Raw genomic sequence first — 15,384 nt, 5'->3', positions numbered from 1 at the left:
CTCCTGGGACTTCCCTTCAACCACATGACCAAACAATATCGAACATGAATCAACATGCACGCCGCCGGGGTCGGTCGACGGCACAGGTCAGCCGGTGACCGGGTGCCACGGGGCGCCGGGCCGGGTCGGCGTCGGGTCCGCCGTGAGCCGCAGCGCGTGGACGTCGCGCCCCTCCGGGTCGGGCACGGGGCCGAGGTAGCGGTGGCCGGTCAGGTGGCACCAGGCCGGCAGGTCGAGCGGCGCCGCCGGATCGGTGGTGACGACGTGCACCGCCGTCCCGGCGGGAAGGCCCGCGATGCGCCTGCACAGGTGCAGCAGCAGGGTGACGCAGAGCATGCCGGTGCCGTCCACCAGGACCGCCCCGGGCCCGTCGGCCCCGCCGACTCCGTCGGCCCCGACGCCTGCACGGGCGGTCATACGGCGCCCGCCTCGACCGGGAGGGCCGCCAGGCGCCATTCGAGCATGCCGTCGGCGAGCCGCTTCGCGCGGCGGCCGCGCGCGGCGAGCAGCCGTACGGCGTCGTGGGCGAGGACGCAGTTGGCACCCCGGCAGTACGCGACGACCTCCGCCCCGGCGGGCAGCTCGGCAAGCCGGTCCTCCAACTGGTCCAGCGGGACGGACAGGGCGCCGGGGATGTGCCCGGCGGCGTACTCCTCGGCCGGGCGCACGTCGATGACGGTCGCGGTGCCCGCCCTCACCCGCGCCAGCAGTTCCTCCCTGGTCAGGTGGTCGGTGTCCGGCGGCCCGAGGTAGGCCGCGCGGGCCTGCCCGGTGGCCGCCAGGTGGGCGAGCGCGACCTGCTGGAGCCGTGCGTACAGGTCGGCGACGTCGTCACCGGCGAGGCGGTAGTGGATGCGCACACCGTCCCGGCGGGTGACCACCAGCCCGGCCTGCTTGAGGGTCTGCAGATGGGCGGAGGCGGTGGTCAGCCCGAGCCCGGCGGCCCTGGCGAGGGCGTCGACGCTGCGCTCGCCCTGGGCGAGCAGGTCCAGCAGCTCCAGGCGCTTGCCGTTGGACAGCGCCTTGCCGGCGGTCGCCAGCGCCTCGAACAGCGCGGCCTTGCGTGCGGGGTCTCCCAAGGCATCCTCCATAAATCCATGGATTATTGTAGAACTGGCAGGACGAACCTGTCACCCACCCGGCCGCCACCCGGATCCCGCCCATTCTGGAGGACGGTTCGTGACCGCCACCGCGCCCGCCACCGTGTCCGCCCCCCGCCCGGCCGTCCGGCTCGGGCTCCGCGCCAACCTCGCCCAGTTCACCCTGCTGGTCGCGGTCAACGCCCTGGTCGGCGGCATGCTCGGCCAGGAGCGCACCGTCCTGCCGCTGCTCGCCGACCGCACCTTCCACCTCTCCGCCTACACGGCCGCGCTGACCTACATCGTGGCGTTCGGCGCGACCAAGGCCGTCACCAACTTCTTCGCCGGCGCCCTCTCCGACCGCTACGGCCGCAAGCCGGTCCTGGTCGCCGGCTGGCTGCTCGCGCTCCCGGTGCCGCTGCTGCTGATCTGGGCGCCGACCTGGGGCTGGGTGGTGTTCGCGAACGTCCTGCTCGGCGTCAACCAGGGCCTGACCTGGTCGACCACCGTCATCATGAAGATCGACCTGGTCGGCTCCGCCCGCCGGGGCCTCGCGATGGGCTTCAACGAGGCCGCCGGCTACCTCGCCGTCGCCGCCACCGCGATGGGCACCGGCGCCATCGCCGCGCACTGGGGACTGCGCCCGCAGCCGTTCCTGCTCGGGATCGCGTTCGCCGCCCTCGGCCTCGGGCTGTCCGTGCTCGCCGTGCGCGAGACCCGCGACCACGCCCGCGCCGAGGCCGCCCGCCACCCGGCCCCCGCCGACCCCGGCCACCACGGCGGACTGACCACCGGCCAGGTCGCCCGCACCACCAGCCTCACCGACCGGGCGCTGTCCTCGGCCAGCTGGGCCGGCCTGGTCAACAACCTCAACGACGCCCTGGCCTGGGGAATCCTCCCGCTGCTGTTCGCGGCGCACGGCCTGTCGATCGGCCGGATCGGCCTGCTCGCCGCCCTCTACCCGGCGGTGTGGGGCCTGGGCCAGATCCTGACCGGCTGGTGGTCCGACCGGATCGGCCGCAAGCACCTGATCACGGCCGGGATGCTGCTGCAGGCGGTCGCGCTCGGCCTGGTCGCCACCGGAACCACCTTCGAGGTCTGGGCGCTCGCCCAGATCCTGCTCGGCGCCGGCACCGCGCTCGTCTACCCGACCCTGCTCGCCGTCATCGGCGACGTCGCCCACCCGGCCTGGCGCGCCCGCGCTGTCGGCGTCTACCGGCTCTGGCGCGACGGCGGCTTCGCCGTCGGCGCCCTCCTCGCCGGGGCGCTCGCCGACGCCTACGGCGTCACCACCGCCGTCTGGGCCGTCGCCGCCCTCACCGCGGCGGCGGGCGCGGTGGTGGCCGTGCGGATGTACGAGACCCACCCCCGGCCCGCCCGCTCCGAAGCCTCCTGAGGAACGGTGCGCCCGCCCCGGCCCGGCGTTACCCGGAAAGCCGTTCGACCGGACGCGGACCGGGGCCGATACTGGAGCGATGTGCTTTCGCCGCATCAGTTCGAGCCGACACCACGTCTGCCCGCCCTGCCGCAGTTCCTACAAGAAGCGCGACGCACACGGCCGGGTGAACCGCTGCCCGCGCTGCCACGGCCCGCTGATCGACGCCGGACACGATCTGGAGGTCCCCCGCCGCGCCGACACGGCCGGGTGGCGGGCGCTCACGGTCGTACTCAACGCCGGCATCACCTTCCACTCCTCCTGCTGCGGGGGCCCCGGCTGGCGGCCGCGCACCCCGCGCGAGGTGAGGGAACGCCTGGCCGCGGCGGCGAGGAGCGGCACCCCGGTCCGGCGGGCCCTCAGCACCGCGAACCCGGCCGACCTCACGGTCACGGCGCGCACGCCCCGCTGATCCCGCCGACGCCCCGCTCGACGGTCATGCCCGGAGTCCCGTGGAGCCCCGGCCTCCCCGAGGGGCCCGCGGAACCCGGCCCGGTGCCGGCGCCGCAGCAGCACGATCTCGACCACCGCGGTCACGGTGACCCCGATCGGACCCGCCAACAGGGCCACCAGCGCCGGGCCGTGGGTGGAGGCGCCCTTCGTGTCGACGAACAGGACGTGCCCGAGGGCGGTCAGCCGGACCAGCGGCACCGCGACCAGGGGCCTCACCAGGGGTGGGCGCGCACGGCGAAGGAGTTGCGGTGCACGAGGTACAGCACAGCACCCCAGGCCGGCGGGCCCTCACCGCCGCGGCCCCGAACCACCTCACCGCCCCCACCAACGCCCCCGGAGGCCGACCACGGCCGCCCGGTCGCCAGCGGGCGACCGGATGGCGCCGGGCCGGCGGGCCCTCACGACCACGGCCCCGGACCACCTCACCGCCACACCCCACCGACTCGCCGACGGCCACGGCGGCCCGGTCGTCAGCGGGCGACCGGGCGGCGCCGGGGCAGCGGGCGGAAGGGGGCCGGGGTGGGGCGGGAGACCGGGGCAGGCTGCCAGAGCCGGGTGGCGAGGACGGCCGCGACCAGGGCGAGGGCGCCCAGTGCCAGGGTGGCGGCGGTGAGACCGGCGGTCGCGCCGAGCCAGCCGGCCAGGGGGTAGGCGAGCAGCCAGCAGCCGTGGGAGAGCGAGAACTGGGCGGCGAAGGCGGCGGGCAGGTCCGCCGGCGGCACCGCGGAGCGCAGCAACCGTCCGCCCGGGGTGAGGATCAGCGAACCGGCCGCGCCGAGCCCGGCCCACAGGGCGAGCAGCGCGGGCCAGCGCCATCCGCCACCTCCGCCCGCCGCCCGTCCCGCCGCGGTGACCACCGCCAGGGCGGCGAGCAGTCCGGCGACGGCGAAGGCCGCGGGCAGCATCACCGCGCGGTCGGTGACGCGGTCGAGCACCCGGGGCAGCAGCAGCGCGACCGCCATCGACCCGCCGCCGTACGCGCCGAGCGCGAGCGGCACGTCGCCGGCCGACCGGCCGAGCTGGTCGCGGACGTACACGACCGTGTTGACGATCACCATCGCCCCGCCGGCCGCCACCGCGAGGTCCAGCGCGAGCAGCGCCCGCAGCCGCGGCACGGAGAGGAAGAGCCGGATCCCTTCGAGGGAGCGCGCGCCGAGCGCCCCGGTCGGGCGGCCCGGCAGGGCCGCTCGACCGGGCAGGGCCACCGAGACGACCAGGACCGCCGAGGCGAGGAAGCCGGTCACCGTCCCCCAGAACAGCCAGCGGTAGCCGACCAGTGCCAGCAGCCCGGCGGCCAGCACCGGGCTGACCAGGCTCTCGGTGTCGTAGGCGAGACGGGAGAGGGACAGCGCCCGGGTGTAGTCGCGCTCCTCGGGCAGGACCTCGGGGATCACGGACTGGAACGCCGGGGTGAAGGTCGCCGAGGCCGCCTGCAGAACGAAGATCAGCAGATAGACCTGCCAGACCGAGCCCACGAACGGCAGCCCGAGCGCCACCCCGGCGCGCGCCAGGTCGGCGGCGACCAGCAGCCGGCGGCGCGGGATCCGGTGCGCCAGCGCGGCGACGACCGGGGCGATGCCCACGTAGGCGACCATCTTGATCGCCAGCGCGGTGCCGAGCACCGAGCCGGCCTCGGGCCCGGCGAGGTCGTAGGCGAGCAGGCCCAGCGCCACGGTGGCCAGGCCGGTCCCGGCGAGGGCGACCACCTGGGCGGTGAACAGGTGCCGGTAGGTGCGGTTGCGGAGGACGGAGAGCATCGGGACTCCGTTCGGACTCGGCGCGGGCCCGGGCGGGCCGGAGCGCCCGTTCGGGCTGCCGTTCCTCCAGGATAGGGCAACATGTGCATACGTGTGCACTCATTGATAATGAAAAAACGCCCCACCCACCGGGCAGGGCGGCCGATCACGGCGGGATCGCCGCGGGATCACGGCGGATCGCCGCGGTCAGTCGTGCGGGGGCAACCCGCTGATCTGGTGGTCGGCCACGTTCAGCGCCTCGTGGACCAGCCTCCGCAGGTGCCCGTTCCGCAGCGCGTACACCACCCGTCGGCCGTCCTTGCGGGTCGACACCAGCCCGGCCAGCCGCAGTTTGCCGAGGTGCTGACTGACCGACGGGCGCGCCGCGCCGGCGGCCTCGGTCAGCGTGGTCACGTCCGCCTCGCCCTCGCTCAGCCGCTGGAGCAGCGCGAGCCGGGTGCGGTCGGAGAGCAGGGCGAGGATCCCGGCGGCCACGTCCAGCCGTTCGTCCGCACCGGAGTGCTGCGACGCATGTGCACCTGATACCTGGACGCTCCCGCTCATGGGCTCAGCTTAGAGGGCGCGCGACCACCGTTCACCCGCCCCGCACCGCCCGGTTCACACCCCCCGCCACCACGGCGCCCCCCGCTGTTCACCGGACCGTCCCCCCTCCGCGCCGCCTCCCGCCGCCAGAATGAGGCCCGCCGAGGCCCCGGCCCACCGGCGCCCGACCCACCCGAGGGCAGACCCAGCAGCGGAGGCGACCGTGTCCATGCTCGTCATCAAGGGCACCTACCGAATAGTCGACAGCCAACCCGACGGCGACACCGTCCACTTCACCCCGCAGGACCCGGGCTTCTGGCACGACGTGCCGGGCGGCCGCCGCGTCAAGCGCAACAGCACCGGCGGCGGCACCGTGCGGATGGACGCGATCGACGCGCTGGAGACCCACTACACGGGCGTCGGCCCCGGCACCCTGCACCAGCCGCTCGACCTCGGCGCCCACGCGGCCCGCGACGAGCTGATCGCCTGGCTGGGCTTCACCGGCGTCGTCCGGAACGCCGACGAGAAGGTGACCGCCTCCACCCCGGAGACCGTGCCCGGGTACGTGCTGGCCGCCGGCGCCGACGTCCACGGCCGCGCGATCGCCCTGGTCGGACGCGGCAAGCCGCCGGCCGGCACGCGCAGCGGCGAGCGGATCACCGTCGGCGTGGAACTGCTCCGGGAGACCGCCAACCACCACCTGCTCGCCCGCGGGCTGGTCTACCCGACCTTCTACAGCAGCCTGCCCGAGGTGCTGCGGGCCGAGCTGGCGACCGTCGCCCGGCAGGCGCGCGTCGCCAAGGCCCCCGGCGGCGTCTGGCAGCACGACGTCACCACCGACGGCGCCAAGGTGAGCGGCCTCGCCTCGATCACCGACCAGCAGGTCATGCTGCCCAAGCTGTTCCGCCGCCTCGCCGACTACCTCCGGCTGTTCGGCCCCGCGCTGGACTCCTTCCCGGCCTACCTGGCCGGCGAGAGCGAGGAGTTCCGCGTGCCGGAGCAGCGGGCGGCGGTCCGCGGCCTTCAGCACCTGGTCGAGGTGAGCGGCGACACCGTCCGGATGACCCGGCCGATCGAGGACGTCGTGCTCGTCGAGAAGTGACGCCTGCGGCGCGGTGCGGCCCGCCCGTCGCTGCTCGACGGGCGGGCACCCCGGCCCCGACGGCCGCGGCCTCCCCGGCGGCGCCGGTGCCCCCGGTGCCCCCGGTGTCCCCGGCGGTCAGCCCTCCCGGAGGTCCGCGATCCGGCGGATCTTGCCGACCGAGCGCTCCAGGCTGTACGGGTCCACCACCTCGACGTCCACGCTCACCCCGACCCCGTCCTTGACGCCCCGCGCGATCGCCGCGGCGGCCGCGTCCCGCTGCTCGGGAGCGGCGTCCGGGCGTGCCTCGACCCGCACCGTCATGTGGTCCAGCCGCCCCCGGCGGGTCAGCCGGAGCTGGAAGTGCGGCGCGACGGCGGGCACCCGCAGCAGGACCTCCTCGATCTGGGTCGGGAAGACGTTGACCCCGCGCAGGATGATCATGTCGTCGCTGCGCCCCGTCACCCTGGCCATCCGGCGGAAGGCCGGGCGGGCGGTGCCGGGCAGCAGCCGGGTGAGGTCGCGGGTGCGGTAGCGGATCACCGGCAGCGCCTCCTTGGTGAGCGAGGTGAAGACGAGCTCACCGCTCCCGCCGTCCGGCAGCACGTCGTCGGTCAGCGGGTCGACCACCTCGGGGTAGAAGTGGTCCTCCCAGATGTGCAGGCCGTCCTTGGTCTCCACGCACTCCTGGGCGACGCCGGGCCCCATCACCTCGGAGAGGCCGTATATGTCGACGGCGTGCAGGTCCATCCGCCGCTCGATCTCGGCCCGCATCTCCTCCGTCCACGGCTCGGCGCCGAAGATGCCCACCCGCAGCGAGGTGGTGCGCGGGTCGACGCCCTGCCGCTCGAACTCGTCGAGCAGGGTGAGCAGGTAGGACGGGGTGACCATGATGATCTCGGGGCGGAGGTCCTGGATCAGCTGCACCTGCCGGGCCGTCATGCCGCCGGACGCCGGGACGACCGTGCAGCCGGCCCGTTCGGCGCCCGCGTGCGCGCCCAGGCCGCCGGTGAACAGGCCGTAGCCGTAGGCGATGTGCACGGTGTGACCGGGCCGTCCGCCGGCCGCCCGGATCGAGCGGGCCACCACCTCGGCCCAGACGTCGAGGTCGTGCTGGGTGTAGCCGACCACGGTGGGGCGGCCGGTGGTGCCGCTGGAGGCGTGGATCCGGCGGACCTCCTCCTTCGGAACGGCGAACATGCCGAAGGGGTAGGTGTCGCGCAGGTCGGCCTTGGTGGTGAAGGGGAAGCGGGCGAGGTCGGCGAGGGTGCGGCAGTCCCCGGGGGCGACACCGGCCGCGTCGAACTTGCGGCGGTAGAGCTCGACGTTGTCGTAGGCGTGGCGCAAGGTGGCCCGCAGGTGCCTCAGCTGGTGCGCGCGCAGTTCCTCGCGGGTCATCCGCTCGCCGGCGTCCAGCAGCTCCTCCGGCGGCGCCTCGCCGAAACGCTGTGCCTGCGCCTGCGCCGATCCTCCCGGATCCGCCGTCCCGCCGCTCATCGGGCCTCCCTCCACCGCAACAGACCGATCATTCGGTTGGCCCTGGACAGGGCCAAGTAATCCAGTACCCGAACCACCTGTCAAGGGCCGCCGCGCGCGAATCCCCCTCCTTCGTCAGGGCCGCTCCCTGTCGAAGGACAAGGTCCGATCTCTGCCGAACGGCAGATGGCAGCGGCCCTCCGATCCGCGAGGCTCATCGACGTCACCCGCCGCCCAGCCGCCAGCCGGAGGAGCAGACCGCATGAACCGAACCGACACCCGACCCACCGCCCGGCGCGACACCCGCCACAGCGACCCGCCACAGCTCGAACTGACCGACGTCAGCAAGGTCTACCGCGGCGGCAAGCGCGCCGTCGACGGGCTCACGCTGCGGCTCGGCCCCGGGCTGCTCGGCCTGCTCGGGCCGAACGGCGCGGGAAAGTCCTCGCTGATGCGGATCGTCGCCACCGTCACCCGGCCGACCGCCGGCCGGCTCACCTACCGGGGTGTCGACGCGCTCGCCCAGCCCGAACTGCTCCGGCGCGAACTCGGCTTCCTCCCACAGGACTTCGGCGTCCACCCGAAGCTCACCGCCCGCGAGTTCCTCGCTTATCTCGCCGCCGCCAAGGGCCTCCCCGCCCGCTCCGCGCGGGCCCGGATCGACGAGCTGCTCGCCCTGGTGAACCTCACCGAGGCGCTGCGCCGACCGCTCGGCGCGTACTCCGGCGGCATGCTGCGCCGGGTCGGCATCGCCCAGGCCCTGTTGGGGGATCCGCGGGTGATCGTGGTCGACGAGCCCACCGCCGGGCTCGACCCGGAGGAGCGGGTGCGCTTCCGCAACCTGCTGAGCGCGCTCGCCGAGGAGCGGGTGGTGCTGCTGTCCACCCACATCGTCTCGGACATCGAGTCGGTGGCCGGGGACATCGCGGTCGTCGCCGGCGGGCGGCTGCTGCGCCGGGGCAGCCCGGAGGAGCTGCTGCGCGGCCAGGCCGGCCGGGTCTGGGAGGTCCTGGTCGACCCGGGGGCGGTGCCCGCCGTCCAGGCTCGCTGGGTGGTGAGCCGGATGGTGCGCGCGGGGGACGGCCGGGTGCGGCTGCGGCTGCTCGCGGACGGTTCGCCGTTCGCCGACGCAGTGCCGGTCGCACCGGACCTGGAGGACGCGTACCTGGGCCTGGTCCGGCCGACCCTCGCGCACGACCACCCGGAGGTGCGGCGATGACCACGGCCGTCCCCACCGTCTCCGCCGCGCCCCGGGCCGGCGCGCCCGCCCGTCTCTGGCGGCTCGCCCTCGGCGACTTCCGCGACCGGCTCCGCCGGCCCGCCTACGCGGTGACGCTGCTGGCCGCCGTCGGCCTCGGCCTGCTCGCCGTCCCACCGGCCGACGGGCACTGGGCGGTCCTCGCGCTGGGCCGCTACCGGGGCGAGTACAACAGCGCGTACGTCGGCACCGCGACCGCCCTGGCCGGCGCGCTCTGGCTCACCCTCGGCGGGTTCTACGTGGTCCGCAAGGGACTGGGACGCGACGAGGAGACCGGCGTCGGCCAGCTCCTCGCCGCGACGCCGCTGCGGACCGTCGAGCTGCTGCTCGCGAAGTTCCTCGGCAACCTGCTGGTCCTCGCCTCGATGCTGGGCGTGCTCGCGCTCACCGCGCCCGCCCTGCAGCTGGTCCGGGGCGAGGACCGCTCCCTCGACCCGGTCGCCCTGCTGACGCCCTTCCTGGTGCTGACGCTGCCGCTGCTGGTGGCGACGGCGGCGCTCGCCGTCCTGTTCGAGACGGTGCCGCTGCTGCGCGGCGGCCTGGGCAACATCGTCTGGTTCGCCTTCGCCCCGCTCCTGCTGGTCGCCGGGGAGCGGCGCGGCGCGCCGCTCGGCGGGCTGGGCCTCGGGCCGGTGGCCGACTCGCTGAGCGACGGGCTGGCCGCGCGTGGCGTCGACCTCGGCGGCGACGAGTTCAGCCTCGGTCTGACCGAGGTGGACACCCCGCTGGAGCCGTTCCGGTGGGACGGCGCGGGCCTGGACGGCGGCTTCCTCGTCCAGCGGCTGCTGCTGGTACTGCTCGCGGTGGCGGTCGCCGCGCTGCCCGCACTCTGGTTCTCCCGCTTCGACCCGGCGCGCGGCACCTCCGCCGAGCGGCGGCCGCTCGCGGGCGGTGGCGGGACGGGGTCGGCTCCGGCCGCTCCCCCGGTCCTCCCGCTCACCCTGCCCGCCCTTCCCACCACGGTCCCGGCCAGGACCGGGACGGGCTTCGGCTTCGGCTTCGGCTTCGGGTCCGGGTCCGGTTCCGGTCCTGATTCCGGTTCCGGGTTCGGGTTCGGCTTCGGCTTCGGCCGGCTGCTGCGCGGGGAGGCCCGGATGCTGTTCGCCGACGCCTCGCGCTGGTGGTGGCTCGCCGCCGTCGGCCTGGTCGCGGCCGGGCTCGCCGTCCCGTCGGACACCGGCGTGGGCGCGGTGCTGCCCGCCGCCTGGATCTGGCCGGTCCTACTCTGGTCCCGCCTCGGCAGCCGCTCGGCCGAGTACGGTCTGGAGTCCCTGCTCGGCGCCTACCCGGCCGCCCGCGCCCGGCTGCTCGCGGAATGGGCCGCCGGCGTCCTGCTCACCGCCCTGGTCGGCGCGGGCGTCCTGGTCCGCCTCGCGGCGGCCGGGGACACCGCCGGCGTGGCCGCCTGGTCGGCCGGAGCCCTGTTCGTCCCGTCGCTGGCCCTCGCCCTCGGCACCCTCTCCCGCACCCACCGCCTCTTCCAGGCCCTCTACCTACCGCTCTGGTACCTGGCGGTGAACCAGGTCGCCGCTCTCGACTTCATGGGCACCGTCCGCCGTGCCGGCCACCCCGCGGGCCCCTCCCCGGTCCTGGTCACCGCCCTGACCCTCGTCCTCCTCGCCACCGCCCTCCTCACCACCTCCGCCCGCCGCGCGCTCCGTGCCTGATCAGCCGGGCGCGCCGCCCGGGGCCGCCACCGCCGTCACCGGGCACCGCCGTCTCCGACCACCGCCGTCACCAGTCGGCGGCGATCCCGTCGGCGACCGCGAAGCCGACCTCACAGACGGGACAGACCGCATGACCGAAGACGTACGTCAGCACACCGGCGACCTCGGGCCGGCCGTCGGCGAGCGCGAGACCGTGGAGGCGTCGGCCGATGCCGTCGAGGTCGCCGGGGGCCGCAGGGCGCAGCGGACGGGTCTCGACCTCCTCCTCCGCGAGCGCGTAGTCCTCGGCGGCCGAGAAGAACCCGCGCTCGCCGAGGACGATGTACAGATCGGTCCCGCAGTCCGGGCAGGCGATCTGGTACTCCTCGTTGACGATCCCCCAGGCCAGCTCCTCGCTCCAGCCGGGGACGCCCTCGAAGCCCAGCATGGCTTCCAGGAGGTGGACGTAGTCGGTGGGATCCTGGCAGGTCCGGAGCCGCCGGTTCACCGCCGCCAGCAGGGTTGCGGTCTCCGCCGCGAACCGCGCGCGGACCTCGCCCGCCCCGTCGGACGGTCCGGCCCCGGCCAGGATCGCGCCGGCCAGGAGCAGGGCGTTGACCTCCTGCTCCTGGTCCCCGCAGCCGGCCCTTCCGGCCAGCCAGGGCAGCGCCGCGAAGCTCGCCGGGTACACGGTGCCCTGGTGCCGGAGCGCCGACCACAGGTCGCTCCAGAGGTCGGCGGTCGGGGCCGAGACGAGCCGGTCCAGCAGGTCCGGGATGTCGTCGGCGGGGCCGTAGGCATGGGTGAGTCGGGACCAGTCCGTCATCCCGCCCCGGCCACCGACTTCGGAGGGGTCGTCCTCCCCCGGCCGGGCGGGAATATGGTGCTACTGTCACTAGCACCATGTTGCTGAAGCTGGAGGTCGGGGACACCCTGCCGTTGCACGAGCAGGTCGCGGCGGCGATCCGGCGGGCCGTCGGGGAAGGCGAGTGCCCACCCGGGGAACGACTGCCGCCCGCGCGGGAGTTGGCGGCGGCACTCGGGGTGAACGCGAACACGGTGCTGCGGGCACTACGGGCGCTGCGTGACGAAGGGGTGCTGGAGTTCCGGCGCGGGCGCGGTGTCACCGTCGCGCAGGGCGCCGACCGGCGGGCCGAACTGCTGGACGCGGTACGCCGGCTGGTCGCGGACGCGGCGCACGCGGGATTCGGCCGGGAGGAACTCGTCGAGATGATCAGGGGGCTGGAGTGAGCGAGGGTGTGCGGCGGGACGGACGGCGCGGCAGGGCGACGGCGGTGCGGGCCGCCGGAGCGTCCGGGGTGCTCGTACTGCTGCTCGCGCTGCCGTGGGCGGCGCGGGGCCGGCTGCCGGATCCCGTGGCCACGCACTGGAGCGGGGCGCACCCGGACGGATCGATGTCGCTGACGGCCGCGGCGCTCCTCCCCGCCGGAGCCTGGGCGGTCGCGGTCGCCGCGGGTGCCGTCGCCCGCCGACTCGGCGGGGAGGAGGCGCGACTCTGGGCGGCCGCCGGACTCGCCTTCTGGGGTGCGCTGCTGACGGGCATCCAGATCTCGATCGTCTCGGCCAATCTCGACCGCCGGAGCTGGCCGGAGGCCCGGCCGCTGGGCGCCGAGGTGGCGCTGGTCCTGGCGGTGGCGGCCGGTGCGGGCCTGGCGGCGTGGCGGCTGGCCCGGCGCGGCGGCCCGGGGCCGCGCCCGGTGACGGCCGCCGACGGACCGCGGCTCGAACTCTCGGACGGCCGACGCGCTGTCTGGCTGTCCCGGGCGGCCAACCCCTGGCTCGGCCTACTGGCCTCGGTGACGGGACTGGGCGCGGCGGGATCCGCGCTGGCCGGGTTCGCCGGGCTGGGCGGTCCGGCCTGGGCGGCCGCCGCGCCACTGGCGGTCGTCGCGGTGGCGGGGGGCGCGTGTTCATCGGTGCAGGCGCGGGTCACCGAGCAGGGCCTGACCGTGGCGTTCGGCCCGTTCGGCCGGCCCTCCCGGCACTGGGCGCCGGAGCAGATCGCCTCGGCCCGGGCCGAACAGCGCACGCCGGCCCAGGTGGGCGGCTGGGGCTACCGACTGAGCGGCCTGGGCACCACGGTGATGCTGCGCCGCAGCGAGTGCCTGGTGATCCGCCCTCGCGAGGGCGCGGACTTCGCGGTGAGCGTGGACGACGCCGAGCGGGGCGCCGCCCTGCTGAACGCCATGGCCGCCCGACGCGGCGACTCCCCGACACCGCCCGCCTGAGCCCGAGGGCCGGATCCGAGAGCCAATCGACCCCTGAGGGGATATGTTTCACAAGTAAATTAGTTGCTAACCTTCCCGTATGACCGAACCGCGGCCCTTGGCCGTCCCACGCGTGCGCCGTCTTCCCCTGCCGTCGCCGCGCCAGGTGCTCCGGCTGGGGGCGCCCGTGGACATCTGGCGCAAGCCCGCCGTCAGCGTGGTCATCACGGCCGGCGCTGTGAACCTCACCCTGCTCGCGCTCGGCCGGCTCGACCTGGCCCTCTACACGACGGCCGGCGCCCTGTGCGCCCTGTACGGCCACGGGCTCCCGTACCCCGCCCGGGCCCGCACCCTCGCCGGGGTGGCCGGCGGCACCCTGCTCAGCACGGCCGCCGCGCTCACCGCCGCCGCGCTCACCCACTCCGTCGCCGTCCTGGTCGTGGTCAGCGCCGTCCTCGCCGCGCTCCACAAGCTCGTCTGCGAGGCGGCCCGGATCGGCCCGCCCGGCGCCCTGATCGTCACCTTCACCAGCACCACCTGCGCGTTCACGCCGCAGCGCCTCGCCGACCTGCCCGCACACCTGGCCCTCACCGCACTGGGTGCCACCGCGGCCTGGCTGGTCTGCATGGCCCCGGCCCTGGTCCGGCCGCTCGGCCCCGAGCGGATCCTCACCGCGCGCGCCCTCGACGCCGCCGCCCGCCTCCTGGCCGACGAACCCGCCCGACGGCCCGCCGCGCCCGCCGCGCGCACGGCGCTCGCCGCCGCCGTCAACGCCGCCCGCCCCGCCCTCACCGCCACCTCGGCGGCCACCGGCGGCACACCACGCCGTCACGCCGCGGCCGCCCTGGAGCGCCTGCTCGTCCGCGCCGAGTCCGCGCTGGCCGCCACCCACCCGCTCCCTGACCCCGCCACCTCGGCGCTGTACCGGCAGTGGGCCCGCGACCTGCGCCGCAACCGGCCACTGCCCGCCGTCGAGCTCACCGCCGCCGAGGCCGCCGAACTGGCCGCCACGGCGGACGGGGCCCCGATCGCCGCCCCGCCGCCGCCCCGGTGGCACTCCCTGCGCCCCGGCTCGGCCCTGCTGCCGATCGGGCTGCGGGTCGCGCTCGGCTGCACCGCCGCCGGGTGGGCGTCGACGGCGCTCGGGGTCGGCCGCCCGGGCTGGGCGGTGATCACCGCCGCCTCGGTCTTCCAGGCCAGTGCCGCCCTGTCCTGGCAGCGCGCGGTCCAGCGGGTCCTCGGGAACCTGCTCGGGCTGCTCCTGTTCACCGCCCTGCTGCCGGTCTCCCGCTCCGGGCAGCTTGCCCTGGTCCTGCTGGCCCTGGTCGGCCACTTCGCGGCCGAGGCGACCATCACCCGCAACTACTGGCTGGCGACCACCTTCGTGACGCCGCTCGCCCTGATGATGACCGAGTTCGGCCACTACCAGCCCGCCCGCGCCATGGTCACCGACCGCTGGCTGGACACCTGCCTCGGCGCCCTGACCGGCCTCGCCGCCTGCCTCCTGGTCACCAACCGCCGCACCGCGACCCGGCTGGACCACGCCCTGGCCGCGGTCCACACGGCCACCGAGGCGGCCCGCACCACCACCTCGCACGCCACGGCCGCCGCCGCCACGGCCCGCGCCAGGCTCTCCCACGCGCTGGTGGACCTGCGGGAGGCCACCGACGTCGCCGCCGGCGAATGGCGCCGGCCGGCACTGCCCGGGACCCGGATCACCGAGGCCGAGCAGGATGGCCACCGGCACCTCGCCACCCTGCTCGGCCACCGGAGCGACCACCGCACCGGTCACGGCGGCCACCATCACGGCGGCGCCGGACCCGCTCCGACCTGCCCCTAGGATCGAGGTCCGACCGGCACGGCAGAGAGGAACACCGAACGTGGAGGACGCCGTCGCGGGCGTGCTGCGGCAGTGGCAGCAGGCATTCCCCGACCTGGATCCCGAACCGATCGCGATCCTCGGCCGGATCAGCCGCATCGCCGCGCTACTGCAGCAGGGCAGGACCGGCCCGCTCCCCCACGCCGGCCTCACCCGCCCCGAGTTCGACGTCCTCGCCGCCCTGCGCCGCACCGGCCACGAGCTGACGCCCTCCCAGCTCGCCCGGGAGACCTTCGCCTCGGGCGCCGCGGTCACCAAGCGCCTGCGGCAGCTGGAGGAACGCGGCCTGGTCGCCCGCCGCACCGACCAGCGCGACCGCCGCGTCTTCCACCTCTCGCTCACCGCCGAGGGGACCGAGTTGATCGACCGGCTCTACCCCGACCTCCTCGCCCACGACCGGACCCTGCTCGCCGGCCTGGGCGCCGCCGAGCGCGAGGAGCTGTCCCGGGGCCTCGGCCGCCTCCTGCTCGTCCTGGAGGGCAGCAGCGGGAGCACCCAGCCCTGACCCGGGCCCTGACCCGGGCCCGGCCGGCTGACCCGGGGAGCCTCCGGGCCCGGCCGGGCCCGGAG

General features: G+C 75.7%; 15 protein-coding genes. 9 read left to right on the top strand and 6 right to left on the bottom strand.

What is annotated here, in order from left to right; genetic code table 11:
• Nucleotides 1–87 precede the first annotated feature (87 nt).
• Nucleotides 88–417 carry a sulfurtransferase TusA family protein gene (locus ACFVFS_RS29770; RefSeq protein ID WP_380627902.1) on the bottom strand — a complete coding sequence of 110 codons (330 nt, stop codon included), beginning with the start codon at nucleotides 415–417 and terminating at the stop codon, nucleotides 88–90.
• Nucleotides 414–1,079: a metalloregulator ArsR/SmtB family transcription factor gene (locus ACFVFS_RS29765; RefSeq protein WP_380627901.1), complete on the bottom strand. Its 666-nt coding sequence runs from the start codon at nucleotides 1,077–1,079 to the stop codon at nucleotides 414–416. The genes ACFVFS_RS29770 and ACFVFS_RS29765 overlap by 4 nt, the downstream gene beginning before the upstream one ends.
• 100 nt (nucleotides 1,080–1,179) lie before the next feature.
• On the opposite strand from ACFVFS_RS29765, the gene ACFVFS_RS29760 reads away from it, so the two are divergent.
• Together ACFVFS_RS29760 and ACFVFS_RS29755 are read left to right on the top strand one after the other, a co-directional pair.
• Complete coding sequence (locus ACFVFS_RS29760) at nucleotides 1,180–2,475, top strand: MFS transporter (protein WP_380627900.1); 1,296 nt, start codon at nucleotides 1,180–1,182, stop codon at nucleotides 2,473–2,475.
• A gap of 79 nt (nucleotides 2,476–2,554) precedes the next feature.
• On the top strand, nucleotides 2,555–2,926 hold the full coding sequence (locus tag ACFVFS_RS29755) for a hypothetical protein (RefSeq protein WP_380627899.1): 372 nt from the start codon (nucleotides 2,555–2,557) through the stop codon (nucleotides 2,924–2,926).
• 511 nt (nucleotides 2,927–3,437) lie between these two features.
• On the opposite strand, the gene ACFVFS_RS29750 is transcribed toward ACFVFS_RS29755, so the two are convergent.
• Together ACFVFS_RS29750 and ACFVFS_RS29745 are read right to left on the bottom strand one after the other, a co-directional pair.
• Nucleotides 3,438–4,724, bottom strand: coding sequence for an MFS transporter (locus ACFVFS_RS29750; RefSeq protein WP_380627898.1), 1,287 nt, complete (start codon nucleotides 4,722–4,724; stop codon nucleotides 3,438–3,440).
• A gap of 186 nt (nucleotides 4,725–4,910) precedes the next feature.
• Entirely contained in the window at nucleotides 4,911–5,267 is a 357-nt protein-coding gene (locus ACFVFS_RS29745; RefSeq protein ID WP_380627897.1) for an ArsR/SmtB family transcription factor, read from the bottom strand.
• Between the two features lie 208 nt (nucleotides 5,268–5,475).
• Here ACFVFS_RS29745 and ACFVFS_RS29740 point away from each other — a divergent pair, with 208 nt between their 5' ends.
• Entirely contained in the window at nucleotides 5,476–6,348 is an 873-nt protein-coding gene (locus ACFVFS_RS29740) for a nuclease (protein ID WP_380627923.1), read from the top strand.
• A gap of 117 nt (nucleotides 6,349–6,465) precedes the next feature.
• Here the strand turns inward: ACFVFS_RS29740 and paaK are convergent, their stop codons facing one another.
• The gene (gene paaK, locus ACFVFS_RS29735; RefSeq protein WP_380627896.1) at nucleotides 6,466–7,824 is read right to left on the bottom strand and encodes a phenylacetate--CoA ligase PaaK; all 1,359 of its coding nucleotides are present in this window, start codon (nucleotides 7,822–7,824) and stop codon (nucleotides 6,466–6,468) included.
• Nucleotides 7,825–8,065: 241 nt separating this feature from the next.
• Here paaK and ACFVFS_RS29730 point away from each other — a divergent pair, with 241 nt between their 5' ends.
• Both ACFVFS_RS29730 and ACFVFS_RS29725 read left to right on the top strand, forming a co-directional pair.
• Complete coding sequence (locus ACFVFS_RS29730; protein ID WP_380627894.1) at nucleotides 8,066–9,022, top strand: ATP-binding cassette domain-containing protein; 957 nt, start codon at nucleotides 8,066–8,068, stop codon at nucleotides 9,020–9,022.
• Entirely contained in the window at nucleotides 9,019–10,728 is a 1,710-nt protein-coding gene (locus ACFVFS_RS29725; protein WP_380627893.1) for a hypothetical protein, read from the top strand. Before ACFVFS_RS29730 ends, ACFVFS_RS29725 begins: the two co-directional genes overlap by 4 nt.
• Before the next feature lie 67 nt (nucleotides 10,729–10,795).
• Here the strand turns inward: ACFVFS_RS29725 and ACFVFS_RS29720 are convergent, their stop codons facing one another.
• On the bottom strand, nucleotides 10,796–11,533 hold the full coding sequence (locus ACFVFS_RS29720) for a hypothetical protein (RefSeq protein WP_380627891.1): 738 nt from the start codon (nucleotides 11,531–11,533) through the stop codon (nucleotides 10,796–10,798).
• A gap of 77 nt (nucleotides 11,534–11,610) precedes the next feature.
• Here ACFVFS_RS29720 and ACFVFS_RS29715 point away from each other — a divergent pair, with 77 nt between their 5' ends.
• The 4 genes from ACFVFS_RS29715 to ACFVFS_RS29700 all read left to right on the top strand — a co-directional run bounded on the left by ACFVFS_RS29715 (nucleotide 11,611) and on the right by ACFVFS_RS29700 (nucleotide 15,319).
• Entirely contained in the window at nucleotides 11,611–11,958 is a 348-nt protein-coding gene (locus ACFVFS_RS29715) for a GntR family transcriptional regulator (RefSeq protein WP_380627889.1), read from the top strand.
• Nucleotides 11,955–12,956 (top strand): DUF1648 domain-containing protein, encoded by a 1,002-nt coding sequence (locus tag ACFVFS_RS29710; RefSeq protein ID WP_380627888.1) that lies wholly within the window; start codon nucleotides 11,955–11,957, stop codon nucleotides 12,954–12,956. Before ACFVFS_RS29715 ends, ACFVFS_RS29710 begins: the two co-directional genes overlap by 4 nt.
• Nucleotides 12,957–13,068: 112 nt before the next feature.
• The gene (locus ACFVFS_RS29705; protein WP_380627887.1) at nucleotides 13,069–14,775 is read left to right on the top strand and encodes an FUSC family protein; all 1,707 of its coding nucleotides are present in this window, start codon (nucleotides 13,069–13,071) and stop codon (nucleotides 14,773–14,775) included.
• A gap of 40 nt (nucleotides 14,776–14,815) precedes the next feature.
• Entirely contained in the window at nucleotides 14,816–15,319 is a 504-nt protein-coding gene (locus ACFVFS_RS29700) for a MarR family winged helix-turn-helix transcriptional regulator (RefSeq protein ID WP_380627886.1), read from the top strand.
• Nucleotides 15,320–15,384 lie beyond the last annotated feature (65 nt).

Source organism: Kitasatospora sp. NPDC057692 (assembly GCF_042799475.1).
Classification (GTDB): Bacteria; Actinomycetota; Actinomycetes; order Streptomycetales; family Streptomycetaceae; genus Kitasatospora.
The sequence above is the reverse complement of the archived record's forward strand: the minus strand, read 5'-3'. Positions and strand labels throughout refer to the sequence as shown.